This is a genomic window from Kitasatospora sp. NPDC058048, from assembly GCF_042885555.1.
Lineage (GTDB): Bacteria > Actinomycetota > Actinomycetes > Streptomycetales > Streptomycetaceae > Kitasatospora > Kitasatospora lactacystinica.
The window spans coordinates 324,182-348,361 of the sequence record NZ_JBHVRT010000002.1 but is presented as its reverse complement, the minus strand read 5'-3'; the positions used below and the strand labels follow the sequence as shown (position 1 = coordinate 348,361).

The following is a 24,180-nucleotide window of genomic DNA, read 5'->3' as shown; positions in this document are numbered from 1 at the left end:
GAGCCAGCCCCGATCGACCCAATTGTCGATTTCCCGGGAAAATGACAATTACCACCGGAATAGCCCTGTCCGGCTGGGTAAGGTCACCCCGTGCAATCCAGAAGTACCCACGCTCCCATTCCGCGCCAGAGGCCGGAGCGCCGCACCCCCGAGCCCGACCGCCGGGAACGCCCCACCACCCCGGGACACACCGTCCCCCCGGCCGGCCCCGGCCCCGGTGAACCCGGCTGGCCCCCGATGGGCCGACGGCAGGCCGCCCTGCTCGCCGTCACCCTCGCCGGCTACCTGCTGGTACTGGCCGGGGTCCTGCTCAACACCGAGCTGGTCGACCTCGACTGGTCGGTCCGACTGCTGCGTCCCTACGAGCGGTGGCCCCGGCTGGAGCCGCTGCTCGACACCTGGGTGGTCGCCGGGCAACGCGGGCCCTCGGCGATCGCCGCCTTCTGCTGGCTCGGCTGGCGGGCCCGCCGCCTCGGCCGGCTGCGCCCGCTGCTGGTCATGGGCATCGCGCTGCTGTTGCTCAACGTCACCGTCGGCGCGGTCAAGATCGTCACCGGCCGGCTCGGCCCGCACTACGCCCAGTACGTCGGCTCGCCCGAGCTCTTCTCCGGCGGCACCATCTTCCCCTCCGGCCACACCGCCAACGCGGTGGTCACCTGGGGGGTGCTCGCCTACCTCGCCGTCCGCTGGCGGCGCACCGGCGCGCTGATCGCCGCCGCCACCGCCTGCTCGATCGGCCTGACCACGGTCTACCTGGGCACCCACTGGGTCACCGACGTCCTGGCCGGCTGGGCCGCCGGACTGCTCGTCCTGCTCTCGCTGCCGCTGCTGGAGCCCCTGGTAGCCACCGCCGAACAGCGGCTCCACCGGCGCTTCGCCCGCCGGCACCTGCCCTGCTGAACCCGAACCCGCACCCGGATCGCACCCGACCCGAGCCACCGCGGACCCGAAGCCGAACCCGGCCCCCGAACCGACGGAACGGGCCGGACCTACCCCTCCCAGCTGCGCTCGACCACACCGTTGCGCACCGCGAGGTTGAGCCGCCCTTGGCGGTACTCCATGGTCATCAGGTCCCCCGGCTCCAGCACCCGGACCGACGCCCAGCCGTGCCTCCGGGCCAGCTCCCGGGCCCGCTCGATCCGCAGCCCCGCGTATCCCTCGCCGTCCTGGCCCCCCGCCCCCGCACCGGCGCCCGGACCCGCCGCGCCGGACCCCGCCCCCACCGCGCCCGAACCCGACATCGCGCCTCCCCGGCTCGCCTCCTCGGACGTACGCTGGAATCGTAGCCCGACCGGCGTGGTCAAGAGGTGAACGGCATGCGCACCACCACCCCGCGACGGTGGCGCAGCGGCACCGAGCCGGCCACCGCCCGCAGCGATCTCAAGCTCCGCTACCTGCTCTCGCTCACCTTCACGCCGCTGTTCGCACTGGCGACGGTGGGTTTCGCGCTCTGGGCGGCCGCCTCCCCCGCCAACGGCGCACCCAGCCGGGGCACCCTCACCGGCTTCGCCGTGGCCTGCGGCCTGCTCACCCTGTTCGCCGCCGTCGATCTCGTGGTGGTGATCCGGCGTCGCCGGACCGAACTCTGACGCGGTGTCTCCCATGGAGTGGGAAGTCGGCCCGGCCGACTTCCCACTCCCCGCCACGGACTTCCCACTCCCACGCCGCCGACTCCGCGCCCCCGACTCCCGCTCCGCGCCGCCGACTTCCCACGCCGCGCCACCCGCGGCCCCGGTCTCAGCGGCCGCCGACCGCCTGCTTGACCAGCGTCCGCCCGAAGTCCCACATCAGTCCGCTCCCCCGGTGGGCCTCGTCCATGATGTCGGTGAAGGCATCCACGAACCGGTCCACATCGCGCTCGGTGATGATCAGCGGCGGGATCAGCTTGATCACTTCCAGGTGGTCGCCGGACACCTGGGTCAGGATGCGGTGCCGCTGCAGCAGCGGCACCACCACCATCTGCGCGAACAGCCCCTTGCGCGCCGCCTGGAGCGCGGTCCAAGCGGTGCGCAGCTTGAGCGACTTGGGCCGGCCGAACTCGATCCCGATCATCAGCCCGCGTCCGCGCACCTCGGCGAGCAGCTCGTAGGTGTCGACCAGTGCGGCCAGCCGTTCGCGGAAGTGGTCGCCGACCTTGCGGGCGTTCTCCACCACCTGCTCGTCGCGCATCACCTCCAGGGTCGCCAGCCCGGCCGCCATGGCCTGGGCGTTGGACCCGAAGCTGGCCGAGTGCACCAGCACCCGGTCCATCGAGGAGTACACCTTCTCGAAGATCCAGCCCTTGCCGAGCGTCGCCCCGATGGGCACGTACCCGCCGGACAGCGCCTTGGCCGCGCAGACGAGGTCGGGCAGGACTCCGTCCTCGTGCTGGTAGGCGAAGAACTCGCCGGTGCGGCCGATGCCGGTCTGCACCTCGTCGCAGATCAGCAGCGCCCTGTGCTCGTGCAGCAGGGCCTGGGCGGCGCGCAGCCAGCCGGGCGGCGGAGCCTGGACGCCCTTGCCCTGGATCGGCTCGACGATCAGCCCCGCAACGTCGCCGCGCTTCAACTCCTTGGCCAGCGCGCCGAGATCGCCGAGCGGGATGGCGGTGTCCGGCAGCAGCGGGTCGAAGCCCTTGCGGAATCCGTTCTCCCCGTTGACCGAGAGCGAGCCGGTGGTCAGTCCGTGGAAGGCGTGGTCGGCGTAGAGGATCCGCCGGCGTCCGGTGGCGTACCGGGCGAACTTGAGCGCGGTCTCCACCGCCTCGGTGCCGCTGTTGCCGAAGAACACCCGGTCCAGCCCGGGCGCGTACGACAGCAGCCGCTCGGCCAGCAGTCCGGGCAGCGGCGGGCAGTCGAAGCGGACCAGGTCCGGCAGGTCGAGGTCCATCACCTGCCGGACCGCCGAGCGCACCACCGGGTGGTGGCGGCCGAGCGCGAAGATCCCGAAGCCGGCCAGCATGTCGAGGTACTCGTTGCCCTCGGCGTCGTAGAAGTACTGGCCCTCGGCACGCTCGTAGTACTTGTCGAAGCCGATGGTGTGCAGCATGCGCGGCAGCTGCGGATTGAGGTATCGGCTCTGCAACTCGTAGCGCTCGCCGCCGCGTTCGGCGATCAGCGCGGCGAGGTCGAAGGGGCGGTCTGGGTCAGCCGGCATGGCGCGGGTTCGCTCCTCGGATCGGTAGCAGGTTCTTGGCGAAGACGGCGGTCTGGGCGGCGACCCCGGTGCCGGTCAGTCCGGCCTCCTCCAGGATCTCCCCGCGCGAGGCGTGGCCGAGGAACTCCTGGGGCAGGCCGAGCACCCGCACCGGCACGTCCACGTCGGCGTCGCGCAGCGCCTGGGCGAGGACCGAACCGACGCCGCCGGTACGGCCGTTGTCCTCGACGGTGACCACCAGCCGGTGGGCGGAGGCCAGTTCGGGCAGCGCCGGGTCGACGGGCTTGACCCAGCGCGGGTCGACCACGGTCGCGGTGAAGCCCTCGGCGAGCAGCAGCCGGGCCGCGTCCAGGCAGGCGGAGGCGGTGGTGCCGACCGCGACCAGCAGGATCTCCGGCACCCGCCCGGTGCGCAGCAGCACGTCCACCCCGCCGATCCGCTCGACGGCCGGCACCGCGGGCCCGACGTTCCCCTTCGGGAAGCGCACGACGGTCGGGGCGTCCTTGACCTCGACGGCCTCGCGCAGCTGGGCGCGCAGCTGTTCGGCGTCGCGGGGCGCGGCGAGCCGCAGGCCGGGGACCACCTGGAGGATCGACATGTCCCACATGCCGTTGTGCGAGGCGCCGTCCGGCCCGGTCACCCCGGAGCGGTCGAGCACGAAGGTGACGCCCAGCCGGTGCAGGGCGACGTCCATCAGGACCTGGTCGAAGGCCCGGTTGAGGAAGGTCGCGTAGACCGCGACCACCGGGTGCAGCCCGCCGGTGGCCAGCCCCGCGGCACTGGTGACGGCGTGCTGCTCGGCGATCCCGACGTCGAAGGTCCGCTCCGGGTAGGCCTTGGCGAACGGGGCCAGGCCCACCGGCTGGAGCATGGCGGCGGTGATCGCCACCAGGTCCGGCCGCTCGGCGCCGAGGGTGACCAGCTCGTCCCCGAACACCGAGGTCCAGGAGACGCCGCCGCTGGGCGAGATCGGCAGGCAGGTGTAGGGGTCGATCGGGTTGACGGCGTGGAAGCGGTCGGCCTCGTCCTGCTCGGCCGGCCGGTAGCCGCGCCCCTTGACGGTCAGGCAGTGCACGATGACCGGCCCGCCGAAGTTGCGGGCCTGGCGCAGCGCCTGTTCGACCGCGCCCAGGTCGTGGCCGTCGATCGGTCCGAGGTACTTGAGGCCGAGGTCCTCGAACATGCCCTGCGGGGCGAAGGCGTCCTTGAACCCCTTCTTGGCACCGTGCAGCGCGTCGAAGATCGGCTGGCCGACCAGCGGGGTGCGCTGCAGGGCCTCCTTGCCGAGGGCGAGGAAGCGCTCGTAGCCCTGGGTGGTGCGCAGGGTGGCCAGGTGGTTGGCGAGGCCGCCGATGGTCCTGGCGTAGGAGCGCTCGTTGTCGTTGACGACGATGACCAGCGGCCGGTCGCGCGCCTCGGCGATGTTGTTGAGCGCCTCCCAGGCGAGCCCGCCGGTGAGCGCGCCGTCGCCGATCACCGCGACGGTGTGCCGGTCGTGCTGGCCGAGCAGTCGGGCGGCCTTGGCCAGGCCGTCGGCGTAGGAGAGCGCGGTGGAGGCGTGCGAGTTCTCGACCAGGTCGTGCTCGGACTCGCCGCGCGAGGGGTATCCGGAGAGTCCGCCGCGCATCCGCAGCCGGCTGAAGTCCTGGCGGCCGGTGAGCAGTTTGTGGACGTAGCTCTGGTGTCCGGTGTCGAAGACGATCCGGTCGTACGGCGAGTCGAAGACCCGGTGCAGCGCGATGGTCAGCTCCACCACGCCGAGGTTGGGCCCCAGGTGGCCGCCGGTGCGGGTGACGGCGTCGATCAGGAAGTCGCGGATCTCGTCGGCGAGCAGCGGGAGTTCGGCCGCCGGGAGCTTGCGCAGCTCGGCCGGCGACGTGACGCGGGAGAGCAGTGACATGGGTACACCTCACGACTCGGAGCGGTGCGGTGGCGCCTCCGGCCGGCCCGGGCGGCGCGGGGCCCGGCCCGGTTGGGCGGAGCCGGCCCGGGCGCGGGGCCCGGGCCGGGGTGCCGACCCGGGGGCCGGCTCCCGTCTCAGCGGCCCTTGTTGCCGCTGACGGTCTCGGTGATGGCGCGCAGCGACTGCTGGAGCGAGCCCATCGTCGCGAGGACGGCGGTCGGCTCGTAGCCGCAGTGGGCCATGCAGTTCTCGCAGCGCGGGTCCTTGCCGCGGCCGTACTTGCTCCAGTCGGTCTTCTCGACCAGTTCGCGGTAGGTCGGCACGTAGCCGTCGGCCATCAGGTAGCAGGGCCGCTGCCAGCCGAACAGCGAGTAGTTGGGGATGCCCCAGGGGGTGCACTCGAAGTCGGCCTTGCCCTCCAGGAAGTCCAGGAAGAGCGGGCTGTGGTTGAGGCGCCAGCGCTTGCGGTTGCCGTCGGCGAAGGCCGTGCGGAAGAGCTCCCTGGTCTGCTCGACGCCGAGGAAGTGCTCCTGGTCGGGCGCCTTCTCGTAGGCGTAGGCGGGCGAGATCATCATCTCGTCCACCTTGAGCTCGTCGTTGAGGTAGTCCAGCACCTCGATGACGGTCTGCGGGGTGTCGGTGTTGAAGAAGGTGCTGTTGGTGGTGACCCGGAAGCCGCGGCGCTTGGCCTCCTTGATCGCGGCCACCGCCTCGTCGAAGGTGCCCTCCTTGGCCACCGATTCGTCGTGCCGCTCGCGCATGCCGTCGATGTGCACCGCGAAGGTGAAGTACGGCGAGGGCGTGAACTTGTCCATCTTCTTGCGCATCAGCAGCGCGTTGGTGCAGAGGAAGACGTACTTGCGGCGCTCGACCAGCTGCCGGACGATCTCGTCGATCTGCGGGTGCATCAGCGGCTCGCCGCCAGCGATCGAGACCATCGGGGCACCCGACTCCAGGACCGCGCCGACCGCCTGGGCCACGGGCATCCGCTGCTTCAGGACACCCGCCGGGTGCTGGATCTTGCCGCAGCCCTCGCAGGCGAGGTTGCAGGCGAAGAGCGGTTCCAGCTCCACGATCAGCGGGAACTTGTCCCGGCGCTTGAACAGCTTCTGCTGCATGAGGTAGGTGCCGACCCGCACGGTCTGGCGCAACGGCATGGCCATGGCTAGCTCGCCTCCTGGGGGAGCGTCGAGGATGTGGGGTGGTTCAGGTCTGCGGAGCCGGGCGCGCGCTCCTGCCGGTACCAGTCGACCAGGGCGGGGACCGTCGCCCGCAGGGTCCGCCAGGCACGCACCCCGGCCGGGAGGGTGCCGAACCGCAGCAGCTCGTGCTCGGGCGTGTCCACCACCACCCGCAGGACGGCCGCCGGCAGCGCGGGCCGCACCTCGCACAGCGCGGCCAGGACGGCGGCGGCCTCCATGTCGACGGCGAGCGCGCCCTGGAGGTGCAGGGCGCGCCGTTCGATGCCGCGCACCACGTGGTCGGCGGTGTGGTGGACGCCGGTGTGCACGGTCAGGCCGCGCTCCTTCAGCGCCCGGGTGAGCCCCGGGCCGGAGTCGACCGGGTACAGGTGGCCCTCGGCGTCGCGCACGCCGTCGGCGGCCACCACGTCGCCGGGCAGGACGCCCGGGCCGACCGCGGCCCCGAAGCCGGCCACCACCACGGCGCCGTAGCCGGTGGGGGCGGAGCCGAGCAGCCGCCGGACGGCCGTCCCGGCGCGCCGCCGGCCGACCCCGGTGCGCACCAGTACCGGGGAGCCGCCGACCGCGCCGCGCCAGTCACCGCCGCGCAGGGCCCAGACCTCGGGGCCCAGGGCGCAGAGCACCAGCAGGGGCGCGGTGGTCACCGGGCCGCCCCGATCGCCGGGGCGCCGTCGGGCCGGCCCGTGCCCGGGGCGCCGTTGAGGTAGCGGCCGAGCGCGGTGACCGGGAAGACCAGCCGGTACAGGTGGTAGTTGATGGAGAAGTCCCACGGGAAGCCGGTGCCGGTGAACTGCGGCTCGTCCCAGGTGCCCTCGGGCAGCTGGGTGCGCACCAGCCAGTCCACGCCGCGCTCCACCGCCGGGTTGGCCCGGCCCTGCGGCCCCTCGCCGGCCGAGAGCAGCGCCATCAGCGCCCACGCGGTCTGCGAGGCGGTGGAGTCGCCGCGCCCGGCCCAGCGCGCCGGGTCGTCGTAGGAGCGCATGTCCTCGCCCCAGCCGCCGTCGGCGTTCTGCCGGTCCTCCAGCCACCGCACCGCCCGGCGGATCGCCGGGTGCTCGTCCGGGACGCCGGCCGCCACCAGGGCGGGCAGCACCGAGCCCGTGCCGTAGATGTAGTTGGTGCCCCAGCGGCCGAACCAGGAGCCGTCCGCCTCCTGGTTGCGCAGCAGCCATTCGACGCCGCGCCTGGTCCGGGGGTCGCGGGAGCGGCCGGTCTCGGCGAGCATCTCCACCACGTGCGCGGTGACGTCGGCGGACGGCGGGTCGACCACCTCGCCGAAGTCGCAGAACGGCAGCTTGTTGGGCAGCGTGCCGGTGTTGTCCACGTCGAAGGCGCCCCAGGCGCCGTTCTTGGACTGCATGCCGAGGTTCCACAGCACGCCCCGGTCCACCGCCGCGTCGACCTTGCCGGGATCGGGGTGGGCGACCCGGCGCAGCGCGAGCACCACCTCGGCGGTGTCGTCGATGTCGGGGTAGGTGTCGTTCTCGAACTCGAAGGCCCAGCCGCCGGGGGCGAGCCCGGGCCGCTTCACGGCCCAGTCGCCGGGTTTGCGGATCTCCTCGCCGAGCATCCAGTCGACGGCGGAGACCAGCGCCGGGTGGTCGGCCGGCACCCCGGCGTCGACCAGGGCGATGGTGGCCAGGCAGGTGTCCCAGACCGGGGACTGGCAGGCCTCCAGCCAGCGCTTGCCGTCCTCGGTGTGCACGGTGAAGCGGTCGAAGGAGGAGAGCCCGGCCTTCACCACCGGGTGCTCCAGCTCGTAGCCCTCCAGGTGCAGGGCGATCAGCGAGTAGACGGCGGGGGGCTGGATGCCGCCCCAGCAGCCGTCGGCCTCCTGCCGTTCGACGATCCAGCGGCAGGCCTGGGAGACGGCCAGTCGGCGCAGCGGGCGGAAGGCCCGGCGGTGGTAGGCGTGCAGCGCCTTGTCGAGGCGTTCGAAGAGGCCGTCCCAGGTGGTGGCGGGGGCGAGCGGCCGGTGGGGGTACGGGTCGTTCGGGTCGGTGTGCAGCTCGGTGAGCGCGAAGGGGGCCGGACGGACCGGGCGGTGGGACGAGACGACGGTCAGCGGGACGATGGTCTGGCGGGCCCAGCAACCGAAGGCGTAGATGTTCAGCGGCAGCCACTTGGGCAGGAAGATGATCTCGGGCGGCATCTCGGGCAGCCGGTCCCAGGGCCACCAGCCGAACAGCGCGAGCCAGATCCGGGTGAACACCCGGGCGGCCGCGATGCCCCCGGCGGAGCGGACGTAGCGGGCGGCGGCCAGCATGTGCGGGGCGTCCGGGTCGTCGCCGGCCAGCTTGAGCGCGACGTACGCCTCGACGGTGGTGGACAGCTCGGGCGGTCCGCCGTGGAAGGTGGACCAGGTGCCGTCCTCGCGCTGCTGGGAGCGGATCCACTCGGCGGTGGCGTGGGTCAGCTCCTCGGTGCGGATTCCGAGGAACTGGCGGAGCAGTAAATCCTCGGCATCCATGGTGACGTTGGTCTCCAGGTCGCCCTTCCACCAGCCCTCGGACGACTGCAGGGAGAGCAGGTGGGTGGTGGCGCGGGCCAGGGCCTCCCGCGCGTCGGCCGGCCGCAGGTCCGCTCCACCGGCCGGCCGGAGCTGGTCGGTGTCCTCGGGCTGCCACCGCCCCGTACCCAGCAGGGCCGGGGGGCGGTCGCCCACCGCGACCGGCTCGGGATCGTACTCAGGGTCGAGCCGGCCGTCCGCGGTTGCTGTCAACGTAACGTCACCTCTCTCGTACCACCACGAATTCGGCGAGTGCGACGAAGTGCTCGCGCACCTCGTCGGTCATGGGCACCTCGTCCAAGGCGGCGAGGGCAGTCGTGTGCTGGCGGCGGGCCTCCTCCCGGGTCCAGGCGCGGCCGCCGGCCTCCTCGATCAGCGCGGCCCGGTCGGCGAGCTCGGGCTCGCTCTCCTCCCCGCGTCCCTTCGGGTCGGCCAGTTGCTCGGCGAGCCGGCGCGAGGCCGCTCCGCCCTCGGCCAGTGCGGCGGCCACCGGCAGGGACTTCTTGCGCTGGCGCAGGTCTCCCCAGTGCGGCTTGCCGGTGACCTCGGTGGCACCCCAGATGCCGAGCAGGTCGTCGACCGCCTGGAAGGCCAGGCCGAGGTGGTGGCCGTAGCGCTGGAGCGCGCCGGAGACCTTGTCGTCGGCGCCGGCCAGGACGGCGCCGATCGCCGAGGCGGCGGCCAGCAGGGCCGCCGTCTTGCCGCCCTCCATCTCCAGGCACTCCGCGACCGTGACGCTGTCGCGCTGTTCGAAGGCGACGTCCATGGCCTGGCCGTCGATCAGCCGGCGGGTCGCCGTGGTGAGCAGTCGGACGGCACGCGCGGCGTCGGTGGCGCTGGCGCCGCCGGTCACCGCGGCGTCGAGCAGCACCTCGGTGCCGAGCGTCGCCAGGGCGTCGCCGACCAGGATCGCCTGGGCCGGCCCGAAGACCGTCCAGGCGGTGGCCCGGTGCCGTCGGGTCTCGTCACCGTCCATCAGATCATCATGGAGGAGGGAGAAGTTGTGCACCAGTTCAACCGCGACCCCGCCGGGCACCCCCACCTCGGCCGCCGCGCCGGTGGCCCGGGCGGACAGCAGCGCCAGCGCCGGGCGCACGGCCTTGCCGCCGTCCCCCGTCACCGGCGTGCCGTCCCGGTCGATCCAGCCGAAGTGGTAGGCGGCGACGGTGTCCATGGGTGCGGCCAAACGGGCGACGGCGGCCCGTAGCGGCGGGGTGCAGAGCGTACGGCTGCGGGCGAGCAGCTCCGGCACCGAGACCGGTTCGGCGTGCGCCGTGCCTCCGACGGCGAAGCCGGTGCGTGACTCCACGTGCGTTCCCTCTCCCTCGTGGTGCCGGACCGCACGGGGCGGCCGGGTGCCGGCAGTGCGGCAGGTGTCGAATCGAGTGCCGGTGCCGATGGTGCCGGTGTCGGTGGTGCCGATATCAGTGGTGCCGGTGTCGGTGGCGCCGGTGCGGCCGGACGGGCCGCTGCCGGTGGTTGCGCCGATGCGCTCGACGGTACGCCCGTCGGCTCTGGCGGGCTCTCCGGCGGCGGGGCCCGCCGTCACCTGGGCCACCTCCCGTCGCCGCGGTCCACCGGCACCCGGGTGCCGGCCGCGGCGAGCGCGGCGTCCGCCGCGGCGTGGCCGCTGCGCACGGCCCCTTCCATGGTCGCGGGCCAGCCGGTGGCCGTCCACGAGCCGGCCAGCAGCAGGCCGGCGACGTCGGTACGGGCCGACGGGCGCAGCGCCCCGTTGCCCGGGGCCGGGTCGAAGGTGGCGGTGCGCTCCCGGGTGACGAAGAAGTCCAGCACCTCCGCCTGGGCCGCGGCCGGCAGCAGCCGCCCCAGCTCCGGCAGGTAGCGGCGGCGCAGCTCGGCGACCGGGAGGTCGATCTCGTCCTGCGCGGCGGACTGCGACAGCGCCAGGTACTGGGCGCCCGGGTGGGCCCGGCCCAGCGGGGCGGCGGCCAGGCCGGAGTGCGCCGTGCGGTCGAAGACCCATTGGACCGGGGAGCCGAGCGCGGCGAAGAACGGCCGGCGCAGCACCTTGCGGTCGTAGATCACGTGCACGTTGAGGATCGGCGCGGTGCCGAAGCCGGCCAGCCGGTCCTGCCCGGGGATCGCGTTCGGCGGCAGCAGCGCGGCCGTGCTGTCCTGGGCGCCGGCCAGCACCACGGTGTCGGCGGTGAGCAGTTCCCCGCTCTCCAGCCGGACGTCGTGCTGCGGCGCGGCCGGCTTCAGTTCGGCCACCCGGGACCGCAGCAGCACCCGGACGCCGGCCCGCTCCAGCTCGGCGAGCGCCCGGTCGTGGTGGATCGTGCCGAGCGGGACGGCGGAGACGCCGATGTCCGAGGCACCCGGGTCGGAGAGCAGACCGGTCTTGAACACCATCCCGGCGAGCGCCATCGACACCTGGTCGGCCCGGCCGTTCAGGGTGGCGACGCCGACCAGGTCCCACAGGGCGGCCTGGGTGGCGGCGTTCTGCCCGTTGCGGCGCAGCCACTCGCCGAAGGAGATCGCGTCCAGCTCCGGGTCGGCGAGGTCCAGCCGCTGCAGGGCGAGCGCGCCGCGGACCACCCGGGCGCGGTCGGCCGGGGACAGGTGCGGGTAGCGGGCCAGGCTGGCGGCCAGGTGCAGCGGGACGGGCAGGCCGGCCCGGCGCAGCCGCCCGAGGGTGCGCACCGGGGCGGCCTGCGGCCCGGTGACGGAGAGCACCGGGATGTCGAGGCGCTCCTGGAGGTGGACCAGCCGGGTGGCGCCGAGCCGCTCCAGCAGGCCGCGGTAGGCGGTGCAGCAGCGCAGGTAGACGTGCTGGCCGTTGTCGACGGTCAGCTCGCCGCGCTGGAAGGAGAAGGCCAGGCCGCCGAGCCGCGGCCGCCCCTCGGCGAGGGTGACCCGGTGGCCGGCCTCGGCGAGGCGCAGTGCGGTGGTGATCCCGGCCAGACCGCCGCCGACCACGACGGCGGCCGGGCGCGCGGCATCGGCTCGCCCGGTCATCGGCCCTCCCCCTCGCAGTCGGTGGACCGCCCGCAGGCGGTCGCCGAAGCCGGTACTCGTCCGGTCGGCACGGATCTACCCGCACGTGATTCCACGCTGACACAGCGTGACAGAACTGGTGTGAGAATCAAGAACGCCCCCCGGCGAGCCCGGAAAGCGCCACGTACGCCTTCTCCCAGCCCGGCAGGGAGACCCGGCCGCGCAGCACCGACTCCGGGTCGGTGGCGATCCGGCCGAGCAGCCGGTGGTAGATCCCGGCCATCGCGGCGGTGCAGGCGCGGCTGCGGCGGTCGAGCATCGGCAGCAGCCGCAGGCCCTCCTCGAAGGCCGCCTGGGCGCGGGCGGCCTCGAAGGCCACCAGGCCGGTGAAGTCCGCGCCGACCGGCGGCTCCGGCAGGGCGAAGCCCTGCTCGCAGCCGAACCGGACCAGGTCCTCGGCGGGCAGGTAGGTGCGGCCGTTCAGGGCGTCCTCGCGCAGGTCGCGCAGGATGTTGGTGAGCTGCAGCGCCAGGCCCAGGGTGTCCGCGTAGCGCGCCCCGAGCTCCGGGTCGTCGCAGCCGTAGACGCCCAGCGAGAGCCGCCCGATCGCGCCCGCCACGCAGCGGCAGTAGACCTTCAGCTCCTCGTAGGTCTGGTACTCGGCGCCCTTGAGGTCCATCTCGACGCCGTCGATCAGCTCGTCGAAGCCGCCGAGCGGGATCGGGAAGCGCCGGGCCGCGTCGGCCAGGGCGACCTTGATCGGGTCGGTGTCGTCCTCGGCGACGACCCCGGAGCGGACCTCGTCCACCAGTTCCCGGGTGCGCAGCAGTGCCTCGGCCTTGCGGTCGTCCGGGAGGTCGCCGTCTCCGATGTCGTCCACCCGGCGGGCCAGGGCGTACAGGGCCGACATGGCCAGCCGCTTGGGTTCGGGCAGCAGCCGGATGCCGTAGCTGAAGTTGCGCGCCTGCAGTCCGGTGACTGCCTCGCAGTACCGGTACGCCGCCATGACCTGGGCCGACGCCAGTGGTGATACCGCCACTCGGGCGTTCACCTTCCCTTCGCGAAGATGGCCGCCGCCTTCGCTGCGAGGCGGCGCTTGTCAGGCTTCGCCTGCTGGGCGAGCACGTCGTACCCGGCGTCCTCGACGGCCGCCAGGGCCGCGTAGCCGCCTGCGGTGAATCCCGCCAGGAGCAGTCGAAGCCTCCCCCGAACCGTACCTACCAATGGTGCGCCGCGGTCGAGCAGGGTGCGGGCCCGCTCGACCTCGAAGGCGATCAGCTCGCGCACCGCGCCGTCGGCGGAGGGGGCGGCCAGGTCCGCCTCGGTGACGCCGAAGCGGGCCAGGTCCTCGGCGGGCAGGTAGATCCGGCCGTGGGCGAGGTCCTCGGCCACGTCCTGGATGTGCTCGGCGACCTGGAGGCCGCTGCACACGGCGTCCGAGAGCTCGATCCGCTCGGGGGTGGAGACGCCGGCGATGGCCAGCACGAGGCGGCCGACCGGGTCGGCGGAGAGGGTGCAGTAGCCGAGCAGGTCGTCGAAGGTGGCGTAGCGGGCGGTGGTCTGGTCCACCCGGTTGGCCTCGATCAGACGGCGGAACGGCTCGGGGGTCAGGCCGTGCCGGTCGACCAGCGGGACGAGCGCGTCCAGCAGCGGGTGGCGGGGCCGGTCGGTGCCGGTTCCGGAGCCGCCGGGGGTGCGCAGCGCGGTCTCGAAGACCCGGTCGAGGTCGTGTTCCAGTCCGTCGAGCAGGGCGAGCCGGAAGGCGGTCTCCCGCGGGGTCGGCGGGCCGGGCTGGGCCGAAGGGGTGGCGGGGGGCGGCTGCTCGACCCCGAGCAGGCGGGCGGTGGCGGCCGGGTCGGCCAGGTCGCCGTCGCCGGCGTCGTCGACCAGGCGGGCGAAGCCGTACACCGCCATCAGGTCGTCGCGCCAGGCCGCGGGCAGGAAGAAGGGGGCTACGGGGAAGTTCTCCGCGCCCGCCTTGTCCAGGGTCTGTCCTGCGGAACCGTTCACCGGCGTATCTCTGGGCTGGGCCGAAGCCGACACTGCTGTCACTCCCCCGTTCTACACCGCGTGGCACGACCGGCCCGACTCGGACACGCGTCCGAGCGCGGGGGCCACGCACGGCACACCGCCCCCCGGGACCACCAGGCTGGCACGCCGGGGCCCGGCGGAAAAGAGCGCCCCGCCCCGGGCACCGCGCGCTCACCCCCGCGGCGGCGGGCCGGCCGGGGCCGCGCGGCGTACGGACCGGGCCGCGGGCACGGTGAAGGGCCGGCTCCGGACGTTCCGGAACCGGCCCCTGGGGTGTGACGGAGACTACGGTCGGTCGCCGCGCTCGTAGCGGCTGACGACCTCCTCGGTGGGTCCGTCCATGACCAGCTCGCCGGCCTCGATCCATATGGTCCGCTCGCAGACCTCGCGGATCGAGTTGTTGTCGTGGCTGACCAGGAAGACCGTACCGGCGGACTTGCGCAGCTCGTCGATCCGGCGCTTGCTGCGCTGCTGGAAGGCCTGGTCGCCGGTGGCGAGGGCCTCGTCGATCAGCAGCACGTCGTGGGTCTTCGCGGCCGCGATCGAGAAGCGCAGCCGGGCGCCCATGCCGGAGGAGTAGGTGCGCATCGGCAGGGAGATGAAGTCGCCCTTGTCGTTGATGCCGGAGAAGTCGACGATGTCCTGGTAGCGCGCCTTCACCTGGGCCGGGGTCATGCCCATCGCCAGGCAGCCGAGGATGACGTTGCGCTCACCGGTGAGCTCGTTCATCAGCGCGGCGTTGACGCCCAGCAGCGAGGGCTGGCCGTTGGTGTAGATGCCGCCCTTCTCGGTCGGCAGCAGGCCCGCGATGGCCGCCAGCATGGTCGACTTGCCGGAGCCGTTGGAGCCGATCAGGCCGATCGCCTCACCCTTGTACGCGGTGAAGCTGACGCCCTTGACCGCGTGCACCTCGCGCACGCCGGAGGCGCGCTTGCGGCTGATGATGCGGCTCAGCGCCGAGGTGGCGCTGCCCTTGCCGGAGCCGGCGCCGTGCACCTTGTAGACGATGTGCACGTCGTCGACGACGACGGTGGGCTCGCGGGCCACGTCCGTGTCCAGGACGGTGTCGCTCTTGCTCAGGTCGATGTCAGCCACGGCCGTACTCCTCCTCGGCCTTCCAGAAGAAGACGTATCCGACGACGAACATGCCCACGCCCCAGGCGAGGCCGTACGCCCACTGGTGCGGCGGGAGGGCCTGGTGCACCGGCTGGTGCGGGTTGTAGATGACCGGCGCGAAGGCGTGCCGCAGCAGGTCCATGTAGATCGACGCCGGGTTGAGCGACATCAGCGTCTGGATGTAGTGCGGCCAGTGGGTGATCTTGTCCTGGATGCTGAACATCACACCGGACAGGAACATCCAGGCGCGCATCACGAACGGGATCAGCTGGGAGATGTCGCTGGTCCGGGAGCCGATCCGGGCCATCACCAGCGAGATGCCGGTGTTGAAGAGCGTCTGCAGGAGCAGCGCCGGGATGATCAGCAGCCAGGTCCGGCCCGGGGTGATGCCGGCGGCGAGCACGGTGACGACCAGCACGACCATGGAGATCAGCAGCTGCTGGAGCTGGATCACGGTGAAGGCGATCGGGAGGCTGGCCCGGGGGAAGTGCAGCGCCCGGATCAGCCCGAGGTTGTCGGAGATCGCCCGGGTGCCGGCCTGCACCGCGTTCTGGGTGAACTGGAAGACGAAGACGCCGATGCAGAGCCAGGCGATGTAGGTGTTGTCCGGGAAGCCCTGCTTGCTCGCCAGGATCACGCCGAAGACCAGGTAGAACACCGCGCAGTTGAGCAGCGGGGTCACCACCTGCCACAGCTGGCCGAGCTTGGCGTTGGTGTACTGGGCCACCAGGCGGGCGGTGGCGAAGGCCCAGATGAAGTGGCGCCGGGCCCAGAGCTGCTTGGAGTAGGCGAACAGGCCGGGACGGGCACCGCTGACCGCCAGACCGTACTTGTCCGCAAGCTGCTTGGGGGTCAGGCCCGCGTCCACCCCTCTGGGGGCCGAGAGGCTGACGGGTTCACTCACTGTCGACACATTCGTCCTTCACGCGGGATCGGTCGGGGCGGCCGGTCGGCGAGGTCCGCCGGTGCACCGATGGGGATCCACTGGGATCTCGGGGGAGCCGGCCGGTGTGTGGGCACCGGCCGCAGCGATCGGGCATTCGATGCGGGTGCCATCGGATGCGATCAGATGATCGGTGGTCGGCCCAGCCTGGTCAGTCGCCAGACGGTACGCCACCGCATGGGCCGCCGCGGACCGCAGGGTTCGCGCCAGCCCGCCCGGAACCCGCCCCACCAGGCCTTCAGCGCCTCCGGGGAGGGGCGGCGGGCCAGGGTCAGCAGGAACCAGGTTCCCGGATAGAGAGGCACCAACAGGGCCGGAAGGTTCCGCCTCGCGAGCCAGACCCGGTTGCGGGCCACGTTGTGGAAGTAGGTCGCGTGGCGGGCCGGCGAGGTCGTGGGGTGGTGCAGCACCACGTCCGCCCGGTAGTCGATGGCCCAGCCGGCGTCCAGCGCGCGCCACGCGAGGTCGGTCTCCTCGTGGGCGTAGAAGAACTCGGCGGGCAGCTGCCCGGCCTGCTCGAACACCTTGCAGCGCACCGCGCTCGCGCCGCCGAGGAAGGTCGTCACCCGGGACGAGCGCAGCGGGTCGCTGGCGCGCAGCCGGGGGACGTGGCGGCGCTGGGTGACCCCGGTGTCCGGATCCGCGATCCGGAAGGCGACGATGCCCAGCTCCGGGTCGGCGGTGAAGGCCTCGCGCAGCAGGCGGGCCGAGTCGGTGCGCGGCAGGTTCCCGTCGTCGTCCAGGAAGAGGACCGCGTCGACGTCCGCCCCGTCCCGGCCGAACAGCTCGATGCCGACGTTGCGCCCGCCCGGGATGCCCAGGTTCTCCGGCAGCTCGACGCTGCGCACGCCCTCCGGCAGCGGGGGCAGCTTCGCGCCCTGGCCGACCACGGCCAGTTCGACCGCCGGGCCCTCCTGGGCGCGGACGGCCTCGATCAGGGCGTTCAGCTCGGCCGGCCGGTTGCCCATGGTGATGATCACGGCGCCGAGGCGGAAGTTCTCCGCGGTGGTCCCGTTCATCGCAGCCTGCTGGAGAGGACGATGCTCAGCAGGTGCAGCACGGTCTGGAGCATCGCGATCGCCGCCAGGACGACCACCGCGAGCCGGGTGAAGAGGAGTCCGCCGTGCACGGCGTCAGCGACGCCGGCGGCCAGGACGAACAGCGAGGCCTCGACCGCGCCGACCAGGCGGTGGAACTTCAGGAAGGAGGCCGCCCGGCGGGCCCTGGCGACGGAGGAGGACCGCGGCACCGAGGCGCTGTCCTCGACGGCCGTCATGCCGCTGCGCGCCCGGGCCACGTCCACCAGGTCGGTCTCGGACTTGATCAGGATCGCGCCGAGCGCGGCCAGGGTGCCGAGGAAGGCCCACTCCCAGTGCGACCCGGCGCCCTCGCGGTGCAGCAGGTCGGTGGCGCGCAGGCCGAGGCCGGTCAGCAGGGCCGCCTCGGACATGTAGTGGCCGACCCGGTCCAGGTAGACCCCGGTGAGCGAGGTCTGCCGGCGCCAGCGGGCCACCTCGCCGTCCACGCAGTCCAGCAGCAGGTAGACCTGGATCAGCAGGGCGCCCAGGACGGCGCCCGTGATGCCCGGCACGACCAGCGCGGCACCGGCCAGGATGCCGGTGAACATCATCAGGTACGTCAGGCCGTTGGGCGTGATCGCCGTCATGGTGGAGAGCACGCGGGTGATCCGCAGCGAGATCTTCCGCATGTACAGGCGTCCGGCCCAGTGCTCGGCGCTGCGGCGCTGGAGCATGCCCTCCGGGTGGATCACCGCGCGCAGTTCCTCGATCGAGGGCCTGCGGCTCAGGTCCACCGGGGGCCGTTGGGCTCCCGCGGTGGAGGGGTCAGCTGTTGACGGCTTGGACATAGTCGGCGTACGCGTCCCTGATTGCGGAAGGGGAGAGGTCGAGGTGTTCGAGGATGGTGAAGCGCCCCGGTCGGGTGTTCGGAGCGTAGTGCACCGCTTCGGTGAACTCCGCCTCGGTGAAGCCGATCTGAGCGGCGGTCACCGGCAGTCCGTGGCTCGCCAGGCGCTCCACGATCAGACCGGTCAGCTCGCGCTCGCCCCGCAGGAAGCTGGCGAAGGCGGCGCCGAGGCCGACCTGCTCGCCGTGCTGGGCGGACCGCTTGGGATACAGCACGTCCAGGGCATGCGAGATCTCGTGGCAGGCACCCGACGAGGGCCGGGTGCTGCCCGCGATGTTCATCGCGATGCCGGACAGTACCAGGGCCTCGGCGAGCGCCGTCAGGAGGTCCTGGTCCTGGGTACCGCCCGGGTGCCGCAGCAGGTTCTCGCCCGCCGAGCGGGCCATCGCCACGGCCAGTCCGTCCACCGGCTCACCGGTCACCGCGTGCGACAGCTCCCAGTCCGCGCACGCGGAGATGTTGGAGACGACGTCGCCCACGCCGGCCGCCACGAAGCGCGGCGGGGCCTGCCGGATCACGTCCAGGTCGACCACGATGCCGATCGGACTGGGCACCCCGTAGGAGCCGCGCCCGGCGTCGTTGTCCAGGGTGGAGACCGGCGAGCAGATGCCGTCGTGGGCCAGGTTGGTGGCGACCGCGACCAGCGGCAGGCCGACCCGGGCCGCGGCGTACTTGGCGGCGTCGATGATCTTGCCGCCGCCGAGGCCCACGATCGCGTCGTAGTGCCCGCCGCGCATCGCCTCGGCCAGCCGCACCGCGCTGTCCAGGCTGCCGTCGTCCACGTTGTACCAGTCGGCTCCGGGCAGGGCCGGCTCCAGGCGACGGCGCATGGCCGAGCCGGAGCCGTTGCTGATCGCGACCGCGATCCGGCCCGAGGCCGACAGCCGCTGGTCCGCGAGGATGCCGCCGAGCGCGTCCAGCGCGCCCGGGCGGATCTCGACGAACAGCGGCGACGGAACCAGTCTGGTCAGTACCGGCACGCGATCTCCCGCGCCTTCGCCAGGTCGTCGTGGTTGTCGACCTCGACCCAGGAGACCTCGCCGATCGGCTGCACGTCGATCCGCAGGCCGCGGTTCACCATCTCCTGGTAGCCGTCCTCGTAGTACAGCTGCGGGTCGCGCTCGTAGGTGGCGCGCAGCGCGTCGGTCAGGTCGGCGGCGGCGGACGGGTTGATCACCGTGACGCCGATGTACTCGCCGGTCGCCTCGGCCGGCTCCATCAGCTTGGTGATGCGGCGCATGCCCGTGGCCGGGTCGACGATCACCTTCATCTCCTCGTCGGCGAGCTTCTTCACCGTGTCGAGGGCGAGCAGGATGCCGGGGGCGGTGCCGGACTCGGTCAGCCGCCGGTTGCCCTCCAGCATGGTCCGCTGGACGGAGACCGGGTGGACGGTGTCGCCGTTGGCGAGCAGCAGGCCCTCGGCGAACAGCTCGCGGGCGCACCACAGCGAGTAGGCGTTGTTCCACTCCTCGGCCTTGTCGTTCTCGACCAGGTGGAGCTTGACGCCGTACTTGTTCTCCAGGGCGTCCTTGCGGTCGTACACCGCCTCCTTGCGGTAGCCGACGACGATCGCGGCCTCGCGCAGTCCGACCTCGGCGAAGTTGCCGAGCGTGAGGTCCAGGACGGTCCGTTCCCCGTCGACCGGCACCAGAGCCTTGGGCAGGGTGTCGGTGTACGGGCGCAGCCGGCGGCCGGCGCCGGCTGCCAGAACGAGGCCGATCATGCGGGTCTCCTGATCCGTCGTGCTGTGCGCGGATCTGTGCCGGAGGTCGGCGGCGCCACCGGTTCGCCCGGACCGGCGTTCGACCGGGGCGGGCGGCGGCGCGCCGGTGCCGGCACAGATCCGGGCACCGTGTCGTATGTGATGGTAGGCGACCGGGGCGACCGGCCAGAACGCGCCCGTGGGCCCGGGGCGGCCGACGGGGCGGCGGGACCGGGGCTGCGGGCGGGGCGGCGGGCGGGCAGGACGGCGGCCGGAACGGCAGGCGGAACGGCGGCTGCGGCGGCGGTGGAGTGGCCCAGGGTGACGGCGGAGCGGCCCGGGGTGACGGTGGAACGGCCCGGGGTCCGCACCGGCTCCGCCGGGCCGGTCGAACGGGCTCCGAACGCGCGGCGAACGGTTCTGCGATTTCCGTGCCCCTTTCGGGGTCTTCCCGGATCCTTCTCTGGCCGGTTTCCGATTCCTCCGGGTCATGATCCGTCCGGTTGTGCGTGGGACCCCTGGCGAGTGCCACCCATACGGCAGACTGGAGCCCGACGCCGGCGCCGGTGCCCCTGCTGTGTCCGCCGCACTCCACCCGGTGCGTCGGAGACACCCGATGCTCCCGTTGCTCCCGCTCCCGAAAGAGGCCCCATGCCCCAGAGTCTGCCGACCGACCCGACGCACTTCGCCGCCGAGATCGACACCGGTCTCGACGTGGAGACCGATGTCACGGTCGACCCCCGGGCCACCGGATCCGCCCCGGCCGGAGCCGAGATCCTGCTGGAACTGGTCGACGACGAGGGCGTCACGATCGGCACGGGCGAGAAGCTCTGGGCCCACCAGCAGCCGGGCCGCCTGCACCGGGCGTTCTCCGTCTTCCTGTTCGACCGCCAGGGCCGGCTGCTGCTCCAGCGCCGGGCGCTCGGCAAGTACCACTCCCCCGGCGTCTGGTCGAACACCTGCTGCGGCCACCCGTACCCGGACGAGCCGCCGTTCGTCGCCGCCGCCCGGCGCACCGCCGAGGAGCTGGGCGTCGCCCCGGCGCTGCTGTGCGAGGCGGGCACCGTCCGCTACGACCTGCCGGACGAGGCCTCCGGGCTGATCGAGCGGGAGTGGAACCACCTGTTCGTGGGACTTGTCACCGCGCCGGTCGAGCCGACCCCGGAGGAGGTGGACGACTTCGCCTTCGTGACCGCGCAGGAGCTGCGGGAGCTGCGAGCGGAGCGGCCGTTCTCGGTCTGGTTCGAGACGGTCTTCGAGGCCGCGCTGCCGGGCATCCGGGAGATCGCCGGGCGGGACTGGTAGTCCTGGTCCGACCGCCCCGGCCGCTCCGGTCGTCGACCCGGTCGTCGACCCGACCGTCGACCCGGCCGTCGGCCCGGCCGGTCAGTGGCCGGGCTCCGGGGGGACGGGCAGCGAGGCCCAGATGACCTTGCCGCCCTCCCCCGTGTGTTCGACGTCGCACACCCCGCCGGCCTGCAGGGTGACGCTCTTCACCAGCAGCAGGCCGCGCCCGCCGGTGCTCGCGGTGTCGTTCTCCAGCGCCTTCGGCCGGTACGGATCGCCGTCCTCGACCGACACCCGCACCGAGGCCCGGCGCACCGACAGCTCGGTGACCACCTCGGGGGACAGCTCGGCGGCGTGCGTCACCGCGTTGCTCACCAGCTCCGAAACGATCAGCAGCAGGTCGTCCACCAGCTCCTGGTAGCGCACCCCGGCCATGCCCTGGGCCAGCAGACGGTCCCGCACCGCGTGCCGGGTGAGCGGCACCGAGGCCTCGGTGGCGGGCACCGGGAAGCGCCACACGCCCTCGGCGGGACCTCCGGAGACCGTGGCCCCGCCCCGGCCCTCCACCCGCCTGTCGCGTCTCGGTTCGGCCTTCGCCGCTCCGCTGATCTGCTCCACGTCCAGCCGCCCTTCGTCCGCGACCCGGGAATCAGGCGATCCGCTTCATGGCGCCCTCGGTCCACAGACGCTACGAGAGCCGTCGCGGCGGCCGTGGCACCGTCGACAAGTTGCCCGTGTCGGACCGATTCCGGCCGCAACCGACCGCGGCCGGTGCGGGAGTCGACCGGTTCCTTCGCGGACGCCACCGGTTCGGGCCGGATTCGAGCGCGTTCCCAGGCCGTACCAACCTGTGCGGGCCGCACTCCGGGCCGTGTGCGGGCGGTACGGGCCGCGGTACGGGCCGCGGTACGGGCAGGCTCCGGGCTCACCGCGGGCCCGCCTCGGACGCGGTACGGCCCGGCCCCCGCGGCCCGCGGGGGCCGGACGGGCCTCGGACCAGGATGTCCGGTGGCCCCGCCCCGAGGAAGCGCAGGTGAGAAGCACTCCAGAACCCTGGTAATGTTCTCTCTGTCGCCGAGGGGGCGAGGAAAAAGCCCCCGAAGCACACACCCGGTCCGGGTGGCGGAATGGCAGACGCGCTAGCTTGAGGTGCTAGTGCCCTTTATCGGGCGTGGGGGTTCAAGTCCCCCCTCGGACACAGCCGAATTCCCCGTGGGAGCCGAAAGGCACCCACGGGGAATTTCGTTTTTCGGGCCGCCCCTTTCCCGGGCCGACCCCGGTCGCCATCCCCGGCCACCACCCCTTCCGGGCACTGTGGCCTCGGTCTCCTCGCCGGTCCGCACCGGCCCGGACGCCGGACACGAGATGGCAACAATCGGACGGTTTGAGCTTCCTCTGAGGTATTCGCCCGTTTTCGGAACATAGGCTGCTCTCCGTTTGTCCGAAATAGCGACTCAAAATCGCAAAAACACCGACACCACCCGATGAACCACGAGCGAGAGGACCGATACGTTGAGTGAGCCCGAATCGTCGACGGCATCACACCAGAACTACCGCCGATCGCTCGGCACGATCAGCCTGACCGCGGTCGGGCTGGGGTCGATCATCGGCTCCGGGTGGCTGTTCGGTGCCGAGCGGGCCGCCAAGCTCGCCGGACCCGCCTCGATCCTCGCCTGGGTGATCGGTGCCGCGGTGGCGCTGACCATCGCGCTCACCTACAGCGAGCTGGGCTCGATGTTCCCCAAGGCCGGCGGCATGGTCCGGTACGGCCAGTACTCGCACGGGTCGCTGGCCGGCTACCTGGCCGCCTGGGCCAACTGGATCGCCATCGTCTCGGTCATCCCGGGTGAGGCCACCGCCTCCGTGCAGTACATGAGCTCCTGGCACTTCGGCTGGGCACAGGGGTTGTTCGACGGCAAGGAGCTGACCCTCAGCGGAGTGGCGCTGGCCAGCGTGCTGCTGCTCGTCTACTTCGCCCTCAACTGGTTCGCGATCACGCTGTTCGCCAAGACCAACACCGCGATCACCGTCTTCAAGGTCGTCGTCCCGACGGTGACCGCCGGTGCGCTGCTCTTCGCGCACTTCGACACCGCCCACTTCACCGACCACGGCGGCTTCGCGCCGAACGGCTGGAGCTCGGTGTTCACCGCCGTCGCGGTCTCCGGCATCGTCTGGGCCTTCAACGGCTTCCAGTCCCCGCTCAACCTGGCCGGCGAGGCCCGCAACCCCGGCAAGTCGCTGCCGAAGGCCGTCATCGGCTCGATCCTGATCGCCCTGGTGATCTACGTCGCGCTGCAGATCGCCTTCCTCGGCGCCATCCCCGGCGGCGACCTGGCGAACGGCTGGAGCAACCTCTCCTACACCTCGCCGCTGGCCGACCTGGCCATCGCCTGGGGCCTGAACTGGCTGGCGATCACGCTGTACGCGGACGCCTTCATCTCGCCCTCCGGCACCGGCATGATCTACGCCGCCACCACCTCGCGCATGATCCACGGCGTGCAGGAGAACGGCCACCTGCCCAAGATCTTCGGCAAGGTCGACGCCAAGACCGGCATCCCGCGCCCGGCGCTGGTGCTCAACCTGGTGGTCGCCTTCCTGTTCCTCGCGGTCTTCCGCGGCTGGGGCTCGCTGGCCGAGATCGTCTCGGTGGCCACCGTGATCTCGTACATCACCGGCCCGGTCGCCGTGATGGCGCTGCGCCGCCTGGCCCCGGACCTGCCCCGGCCGGTCCGGCTGCGCGCCATGCCGGTGATCGCCCCGGTCGCGATGGTGTTCGGCTCGCTGGTGCTCTACTGGGCCCGCTGGCCGCTCACCGGCAAGGTCATCCTGCTGATGGCCGCCGGTCTGCCGATCTGGGCCTGGTACGAGCTGCGCAAGCCGTTCGCCGAGCTGAAGCCGCACCTGAAGGCGGGCGCCTGGATGGTCGCGTACCTGTTCGTGATGGCCGGCGTCTCCTGGGCGGGCAGCGCCGACTTCGGCGGGCACGACTACCTGCCGCAGGGCTGGGACCTGCTGATCGTCGCCGCGATCGGGCTGGCGTTCTACCGCTGGGGCGTCGCCAGCGCCTGGGCCAACCCCTCGCTGGCCGCGGTCCGCGAGGAGATGGCCGAGGAGGCCCGGAGCGCCGCGCCGGACGACGCCCCGGAGCCCTCGCGGGTCTGAGGCGCCTGAGCGCGTGAACTCACGGTGAAGGGCCGGTCGGAATCCTCCGACCGGCCCTTCGGCGTGCGCGGGGACCGTGCGCGGGGACTGTGTGCGGGGACCGTGCGCGGTGCGCTCCGTTCCCGGTGCGCTCCGTTCCCCGTGTATGTCCATCCTGCCGTGGCGGGCACCCCCGGGTCACCGTCTTCGGGGATGATCTTCGTCGCGGTTTCCGCGCCTAGCGTGGTCGCGGACGGTCCTCGACGGGAGGGCCCGGGCAGGGAGCGTCGTCGACGTGACGGAAGCGCGGCAGTACGGTCAGGATCC

At 72.7% G+C, this 24,180-nt stretch carries 21 protein-coding genes and 1 tRNA gene; 5 read left to right on the top strand and 17 right to left on the bottom strand.

Going from position 1 to position 24,180, the window contains the following annotated elements; genetic code table 11:
- The first annotated feature begins 90 nt into the window (after positions 1 to 90).
- Entirely contained in the window at positions 91 to 900 is an 810-nt protein-coding gene (locus ACFVVA_RS03560) for a phosphatase PAP2 family protein (protein ID WP_387685263.1), read from the top strand.
- Positions 901 to 989: 89 nt separating this feature from the next.
- Here ACFVVA_RS03560 and ACFVVA_RS03555 read toward each other — a convergent pair whose 3' ends face one another.
- Positions 990 to 1,241, bottom strand: a complete 252-nt coding sequence (locus ACFVVA_RS03555) for an I78 family peptidase inhibitor (RefSeq protein ID WP_387685261.1) — start codon at positions 1,239 to 1,241, stop codon at positions 990 to 992.
- A gap of 75 nt (positions 1,242 to 1,316) precedes the next feature.
- Between ACFVVA_RS03555 and ACFVVA_RS03550 the strand changes: the two genes are divergently transcribed.
- Complete coding sequence (locus tag ACFVVA_RS03550; protein WP_387685259.1) at positions 1,317 to 1,589, top strand: DUF6343 family protein; 273 nt, start codon at positions 1,317 to 1,319, stop codon at positions 1,587 to 1,589.
- A 148-nt stretch (positions 1,590 to 1,737) separates the two neighbouring features.
- Here ACFVVA_RS03550 and ACFVVA_RS03545 read toward each other — a convergent pair whose 3' ends face one another.
- From ACFVVA_RS03545 to ACFVVA_RS03475, 15 genes are all read right to left on the bottom strand, one after another.
- Positions 1,738 to 3,135: an aspartate aminotransferase family protein gene (locus tag ACFVVA_RS03545; protein WP_387685257.1), complete on the bottom strand. Its 1,398-nt coding sequence runs from the start codon at positions 3,133 to 3,135 to the stop codon at positions 1,738 to 1,740.
- A complete protein-coding gene (gene dxs / locus ACFVVA_RS03540) occupies positions 3,125 to 5,035 on the bottom strand; it encodes a 1-deoxy-D-xylulose-5-phosphate synthase (protein ID WP_387685255.1) in 1,911 nt (636 codons plus the stop codon). Before dxs ends, ACFVVA_RS03545 begins: the two co-directional genes overlap by 11 nt.
- 137 nt (positions 5,036 to 5,172) lie before the next feature.
- Positions 5,173 to 6,201 carry an adenosyl-hopene transferase HpnH gene (gene hpnH / locus ACFVVA_RS03535; RefSeq protein ID WP_359901601.1) on the bottom strand — a complete coding sequence of 343 codons (1,029 nt, stop codon included), beginning with the start codon at positions 6,199 to 6,201 and terminating at the stop codon, positions 5,173 to 5,175.
- Positions 6,202 to 6,203: 2 nt separating this feature from the next.
- The gene (locus ACFVVA_RS03530; RefSeq protein WP_387685253.1) at positions 6,204 to 6,884 is read right to left on the bottom strand and encodes a 1-hydroxy-2-methyl-2-butenyl 4-diphosphate reductase; all 681 of its coding nucleotides are present in this window, start codon (positions 6,882 to 6,884) and stop codon (positions 6,204 to 6,206) included.
- Positions 6,881 to 8,818: a squalene--hopene cyclase gene (shc, locus tag ACFVVA_RS03525; RefSeq protein WP_359901739.1), complete on the bottom strand. Its 1,938-nt coding sequence runs from the start codon at positions 8,816 to 8,818 to the stop codon at positions 6,881 to 6,883. Before shc ends, ACFVVA_RS03530 begins: the two co-directional genes overlap by 4 nt.
- A 151-nt stretch (positions 8,819 to 8,969) precedes the next feature.
- Positions 8,970 to 10,058 carry a polyprenyl synthetase family protein gene (locus ACFVVA_RS03520; RefSeq protein ID WP_387685366.1) on the bottom strand — a complete coding sequence of 363 codons (1,089 nt, stop codon included), beginning with the start codon at positions 10,056 to 10,058 and terminating at the stop codon, positions 8,970 to 8,972.
- A gap of 236 nt (positions 10,059 to 10,294) precedes the next feature.
- Entirely contained in the window at positions 10,295 to 11,728 is a 1,434-nt protein-coding gene (hpnE, locus tag ACFVVA_RS03515; protein ID WP_387685251.1) for a hydroxysqualene dehydroxylase HpnE, read from the bottom strand.
- Between the two features lie 127 nt (positions 11,729 to 11,855).
- A complete protein-coding gene (hpnD, locus tag ACFVVA_RS03510) occupies positions 11,856 to 12,713 on the bottom strand; it encodes a presqualene diphosphate synthase HpnD (RefSeq protein WP_380539628.1) in 858 nt (285 codons plus the stop codon).
- Positions 12,714 to 12,754: 41 nt separating this feature from the next.
- Positions 12,755 to 13,717 (bottom strand): squalene synthase HpnC, encoded by a 963-nt coding sequence (hpnC, locus tag ACFVVA_RS03505; RefSeq protein ID WP_387685249.1) that lies wholly within the window; start codon positions 13,715 to 13,717, stop codon positions 12,755 to 12,757.
- Positions 13,718 to 14,023: 306 nt separating this feature from the next.
- Positions 14,024 to 14,833 carry an ABC transporter ATP-binding protein gene (locus tag ACFVVA_RS03500; RefSeq protein WP_387685246.1) on the bottom strand — a complete coding sequence of 270 codons (810 nt, stop codon included), beginning with the start codon at positions 14,831 to 14,833 and terminating at the stop codon, positions 14,024 to 14,026.
- The gene (locus ACFVVA_RS03495; protein WP_380348796.1) at positions 14,826 to 15,767 is read right to left on the bottom strand and encodes an ABC transporter permease; all 942 of its coding nucleotides are present in this window, start codon (positions 15,765 to 15,767) and stop codon (positions 14,826 to 14,828) included. Before ACFVVA_RS03495 ends, ACFVVA_RS03500 begins: the two co-directional genes overlap by 8 nt.
- Before the next feature lie 152 nt (positions 15,768 to 15,919).
- Positions 15,920 to 16,816: a glycosyltransferase family 2 protein gene (locus ACFVVA_RS03490; protein WP_387685244.1), complete on the bottom strand. Its 897-nt coding sequence runs from the start codon at positions 16,814 to 16,816 to the stop codon at positions 15,920 to 15,922.
- Complete coding sequence (locus tag ACFVVA_RS03485) at positions 16,813 to 17,550, bottom strand: CDP-alcohol phosphatidyltransferase family protein (RefSeq protein WP_387685364.1); 738 nt, start codon at positions 17,548 to 17,550, stop codon at positions 16,813 to 16,815. Before ACFVVA_RS03485 ends, ACFVVA_RS03490 begins: the two co-directional genes overlap by 4 nt.
- A gap of 91 nt (positions 17,551 to 17,641) precedes the next feature.
- Positions 17,642 to 18,703 carry an iron-containing alcohol dehydrogenase family protein gene (locus ACFVVA_RS03480; protein ID WP_359901620.1) on the bottom strand — a complete coding sequence of 354 codons (1,062 nt, stop codon included), beginning with the start codon at positions 18,701 to 18,703 and terminating at the stop codon, positions 17,642 to 17,644.
- Positions 18,691 to 19,446 carry a phosphocholine cytidylyltransferase family protein gene (locus tag ACFVVA_RS03475; RefSeq protein WP_359901623.1) on the bottom strand — a complete coding sequence of 252 codons (756 nt, stop codon included), beginning with the start codon at positions 19,444 to 19,446 and terminating at the stop codon, positions 18,691 to 18,693. Before ACFVVA_RS03475 ends, ACFVVA_RS03480 begins: the two co-directional genes overlap by 13 nt.
- A 630-nt stretch (positions 19,447 to 20,076) precedes the next feature.
- Here ACFVVA_RS03475 and idi point away from each other — a divergent pair.
- Positions 20,077 to 20,730, top strand: coding sequence for an isopentenyl-diphosphate Delta-isomerase (idi, locus tag ACFVVA_RS03470; RefSeq protein ID WP_387685241.1), 654 nt, complete (start codon positions 20,077 to 20,079; stop codon positions 20,728 to 20,730).
- 81 nt (positions 20,731 to 20,811) lie between these two features.
- Here idi and ACFVVA_RS03465 read toward each other — a convergent pair whose 3' ends face one another.
- Positions 20,812 to 21,279 carry an ATP-binding protein gene (locus tag ACFVVA_RS03465; RefSeq protein ID WP_387685362.1) on the bottom strand — a complete coding sequence of 156 codons (468 nt, stop codon included), beginning with the start codon at positions 21,277 to 21,279 and terminating at the stop codon, positions 20,812 to 20,814.
- A 546-nt stretch (positions 21,280 to 21,825) separates the two neighbouring features.
- Between ACFVVA_RS03465 and ACFVVA_RS03460 the strand changes: the two genes are divergently transcribed.
- Both ACFVVA_RS03460 and ACFVVA_RS03455 read left to right on the top strand, forming a co-directional pair.
- Positions 21,826 to 21,910 (top strand) — tRNA-Leu (locus ACFVVA_RS03460).
- Positions 21,911 to 22,224: 314 nt separating this feature from the next.
- Complete coding sequence (locus ACFVVA_RS03455) at positions 22,225 to 23,874, top strand: APC family permease (RefSeq protein WP_387685239.1); 1,650 nt, start codon at positions 22,225 to 22,227, stop codon at positions 23,872 to 23,874.
- Positions 23,875 to 24,180: the final 306 nt, after the last annotated feature.

Bases quoted from the DNA above. Each gene is read 5' to 3' on its own strand.
- ACFVVA_RS03555 (WP_387685261.1), bottom strand. From the start codon at position 1,241: ATGTCGGGTTCGGGCGCGGTGGGGGCGGGGTCCGGCGCGGCGGGTCCG.
- ACFVVA_RS03550 (WP_387685259.1), top strand. From the start codon at position 1,317: ATGCGCACCACCACCCCGCGACGGTGGCGCAGCGGCACCGAGCCGGCC.
- ACFVVA_RS03545 (WP_387685257.1), bottom strand. From the start codon at position 3,135: ATGCCGGCTGACCCAGACCGCCCCTTCGACCTCGCCGCGCTGATCGCC.
- dxs (WP_387685255.1), bottom strand. From the start codon at position 5,035: ATGTCACTGCTCTCCCGCGTCACGTCGCCGGCCGAGCTGCGCAAGCTC.
- hpnH (WP_359901601.1), bottom strand. From the start codon at position 6,201: ATGGCCATGCCGTTGCGCCAGACCGTGCGGGTCGGCACCTACCTCATG.
- hpnE (WP_387685251.1), bottom strand. From the start codon at position 11,728: ATGACCGGGCGAGCCGATGCCGCGCGCCCGGCCGCCGTCGTGGTCGGC.
- hpnD (WP_380539628.1), bottom strand. From the start codon at position 12,713: ATGGCGGCGTACCGGTACTGCGAGGCAGTCACCGGACTGCAGGCGCGC.
- ACFVVA_RS03490 (WP_387685244.1), bottom strand. From the start codon at position 16,816: ATGAACGGGACCACCGCGGAGAACTTCCGCCTCGGCGCCGTGATCATC.
- ACFVVA_RS03485 (WP_387685364.1), bottom strand. From the start codon at position 17,550: ATGCTCCAGCGCCGCAGCGCCGAGCACTGGGCCGGACGCCTGTACATG.
- ACFVVA_RS03475 (WP_359901623.1), bottom strand. From the start codon at position 19,446: ATGATCGGCCTCGTTCTGGCAGCCGGCGCCGGCCGCCGGCTGCGCCCG.
- idi (WP_387685241.1), top strand. From the start codon at position 20,077: ATGCCCCAGAGTCTGCCGACCGACCCGACGCACTTCGCCGCCGAGATC.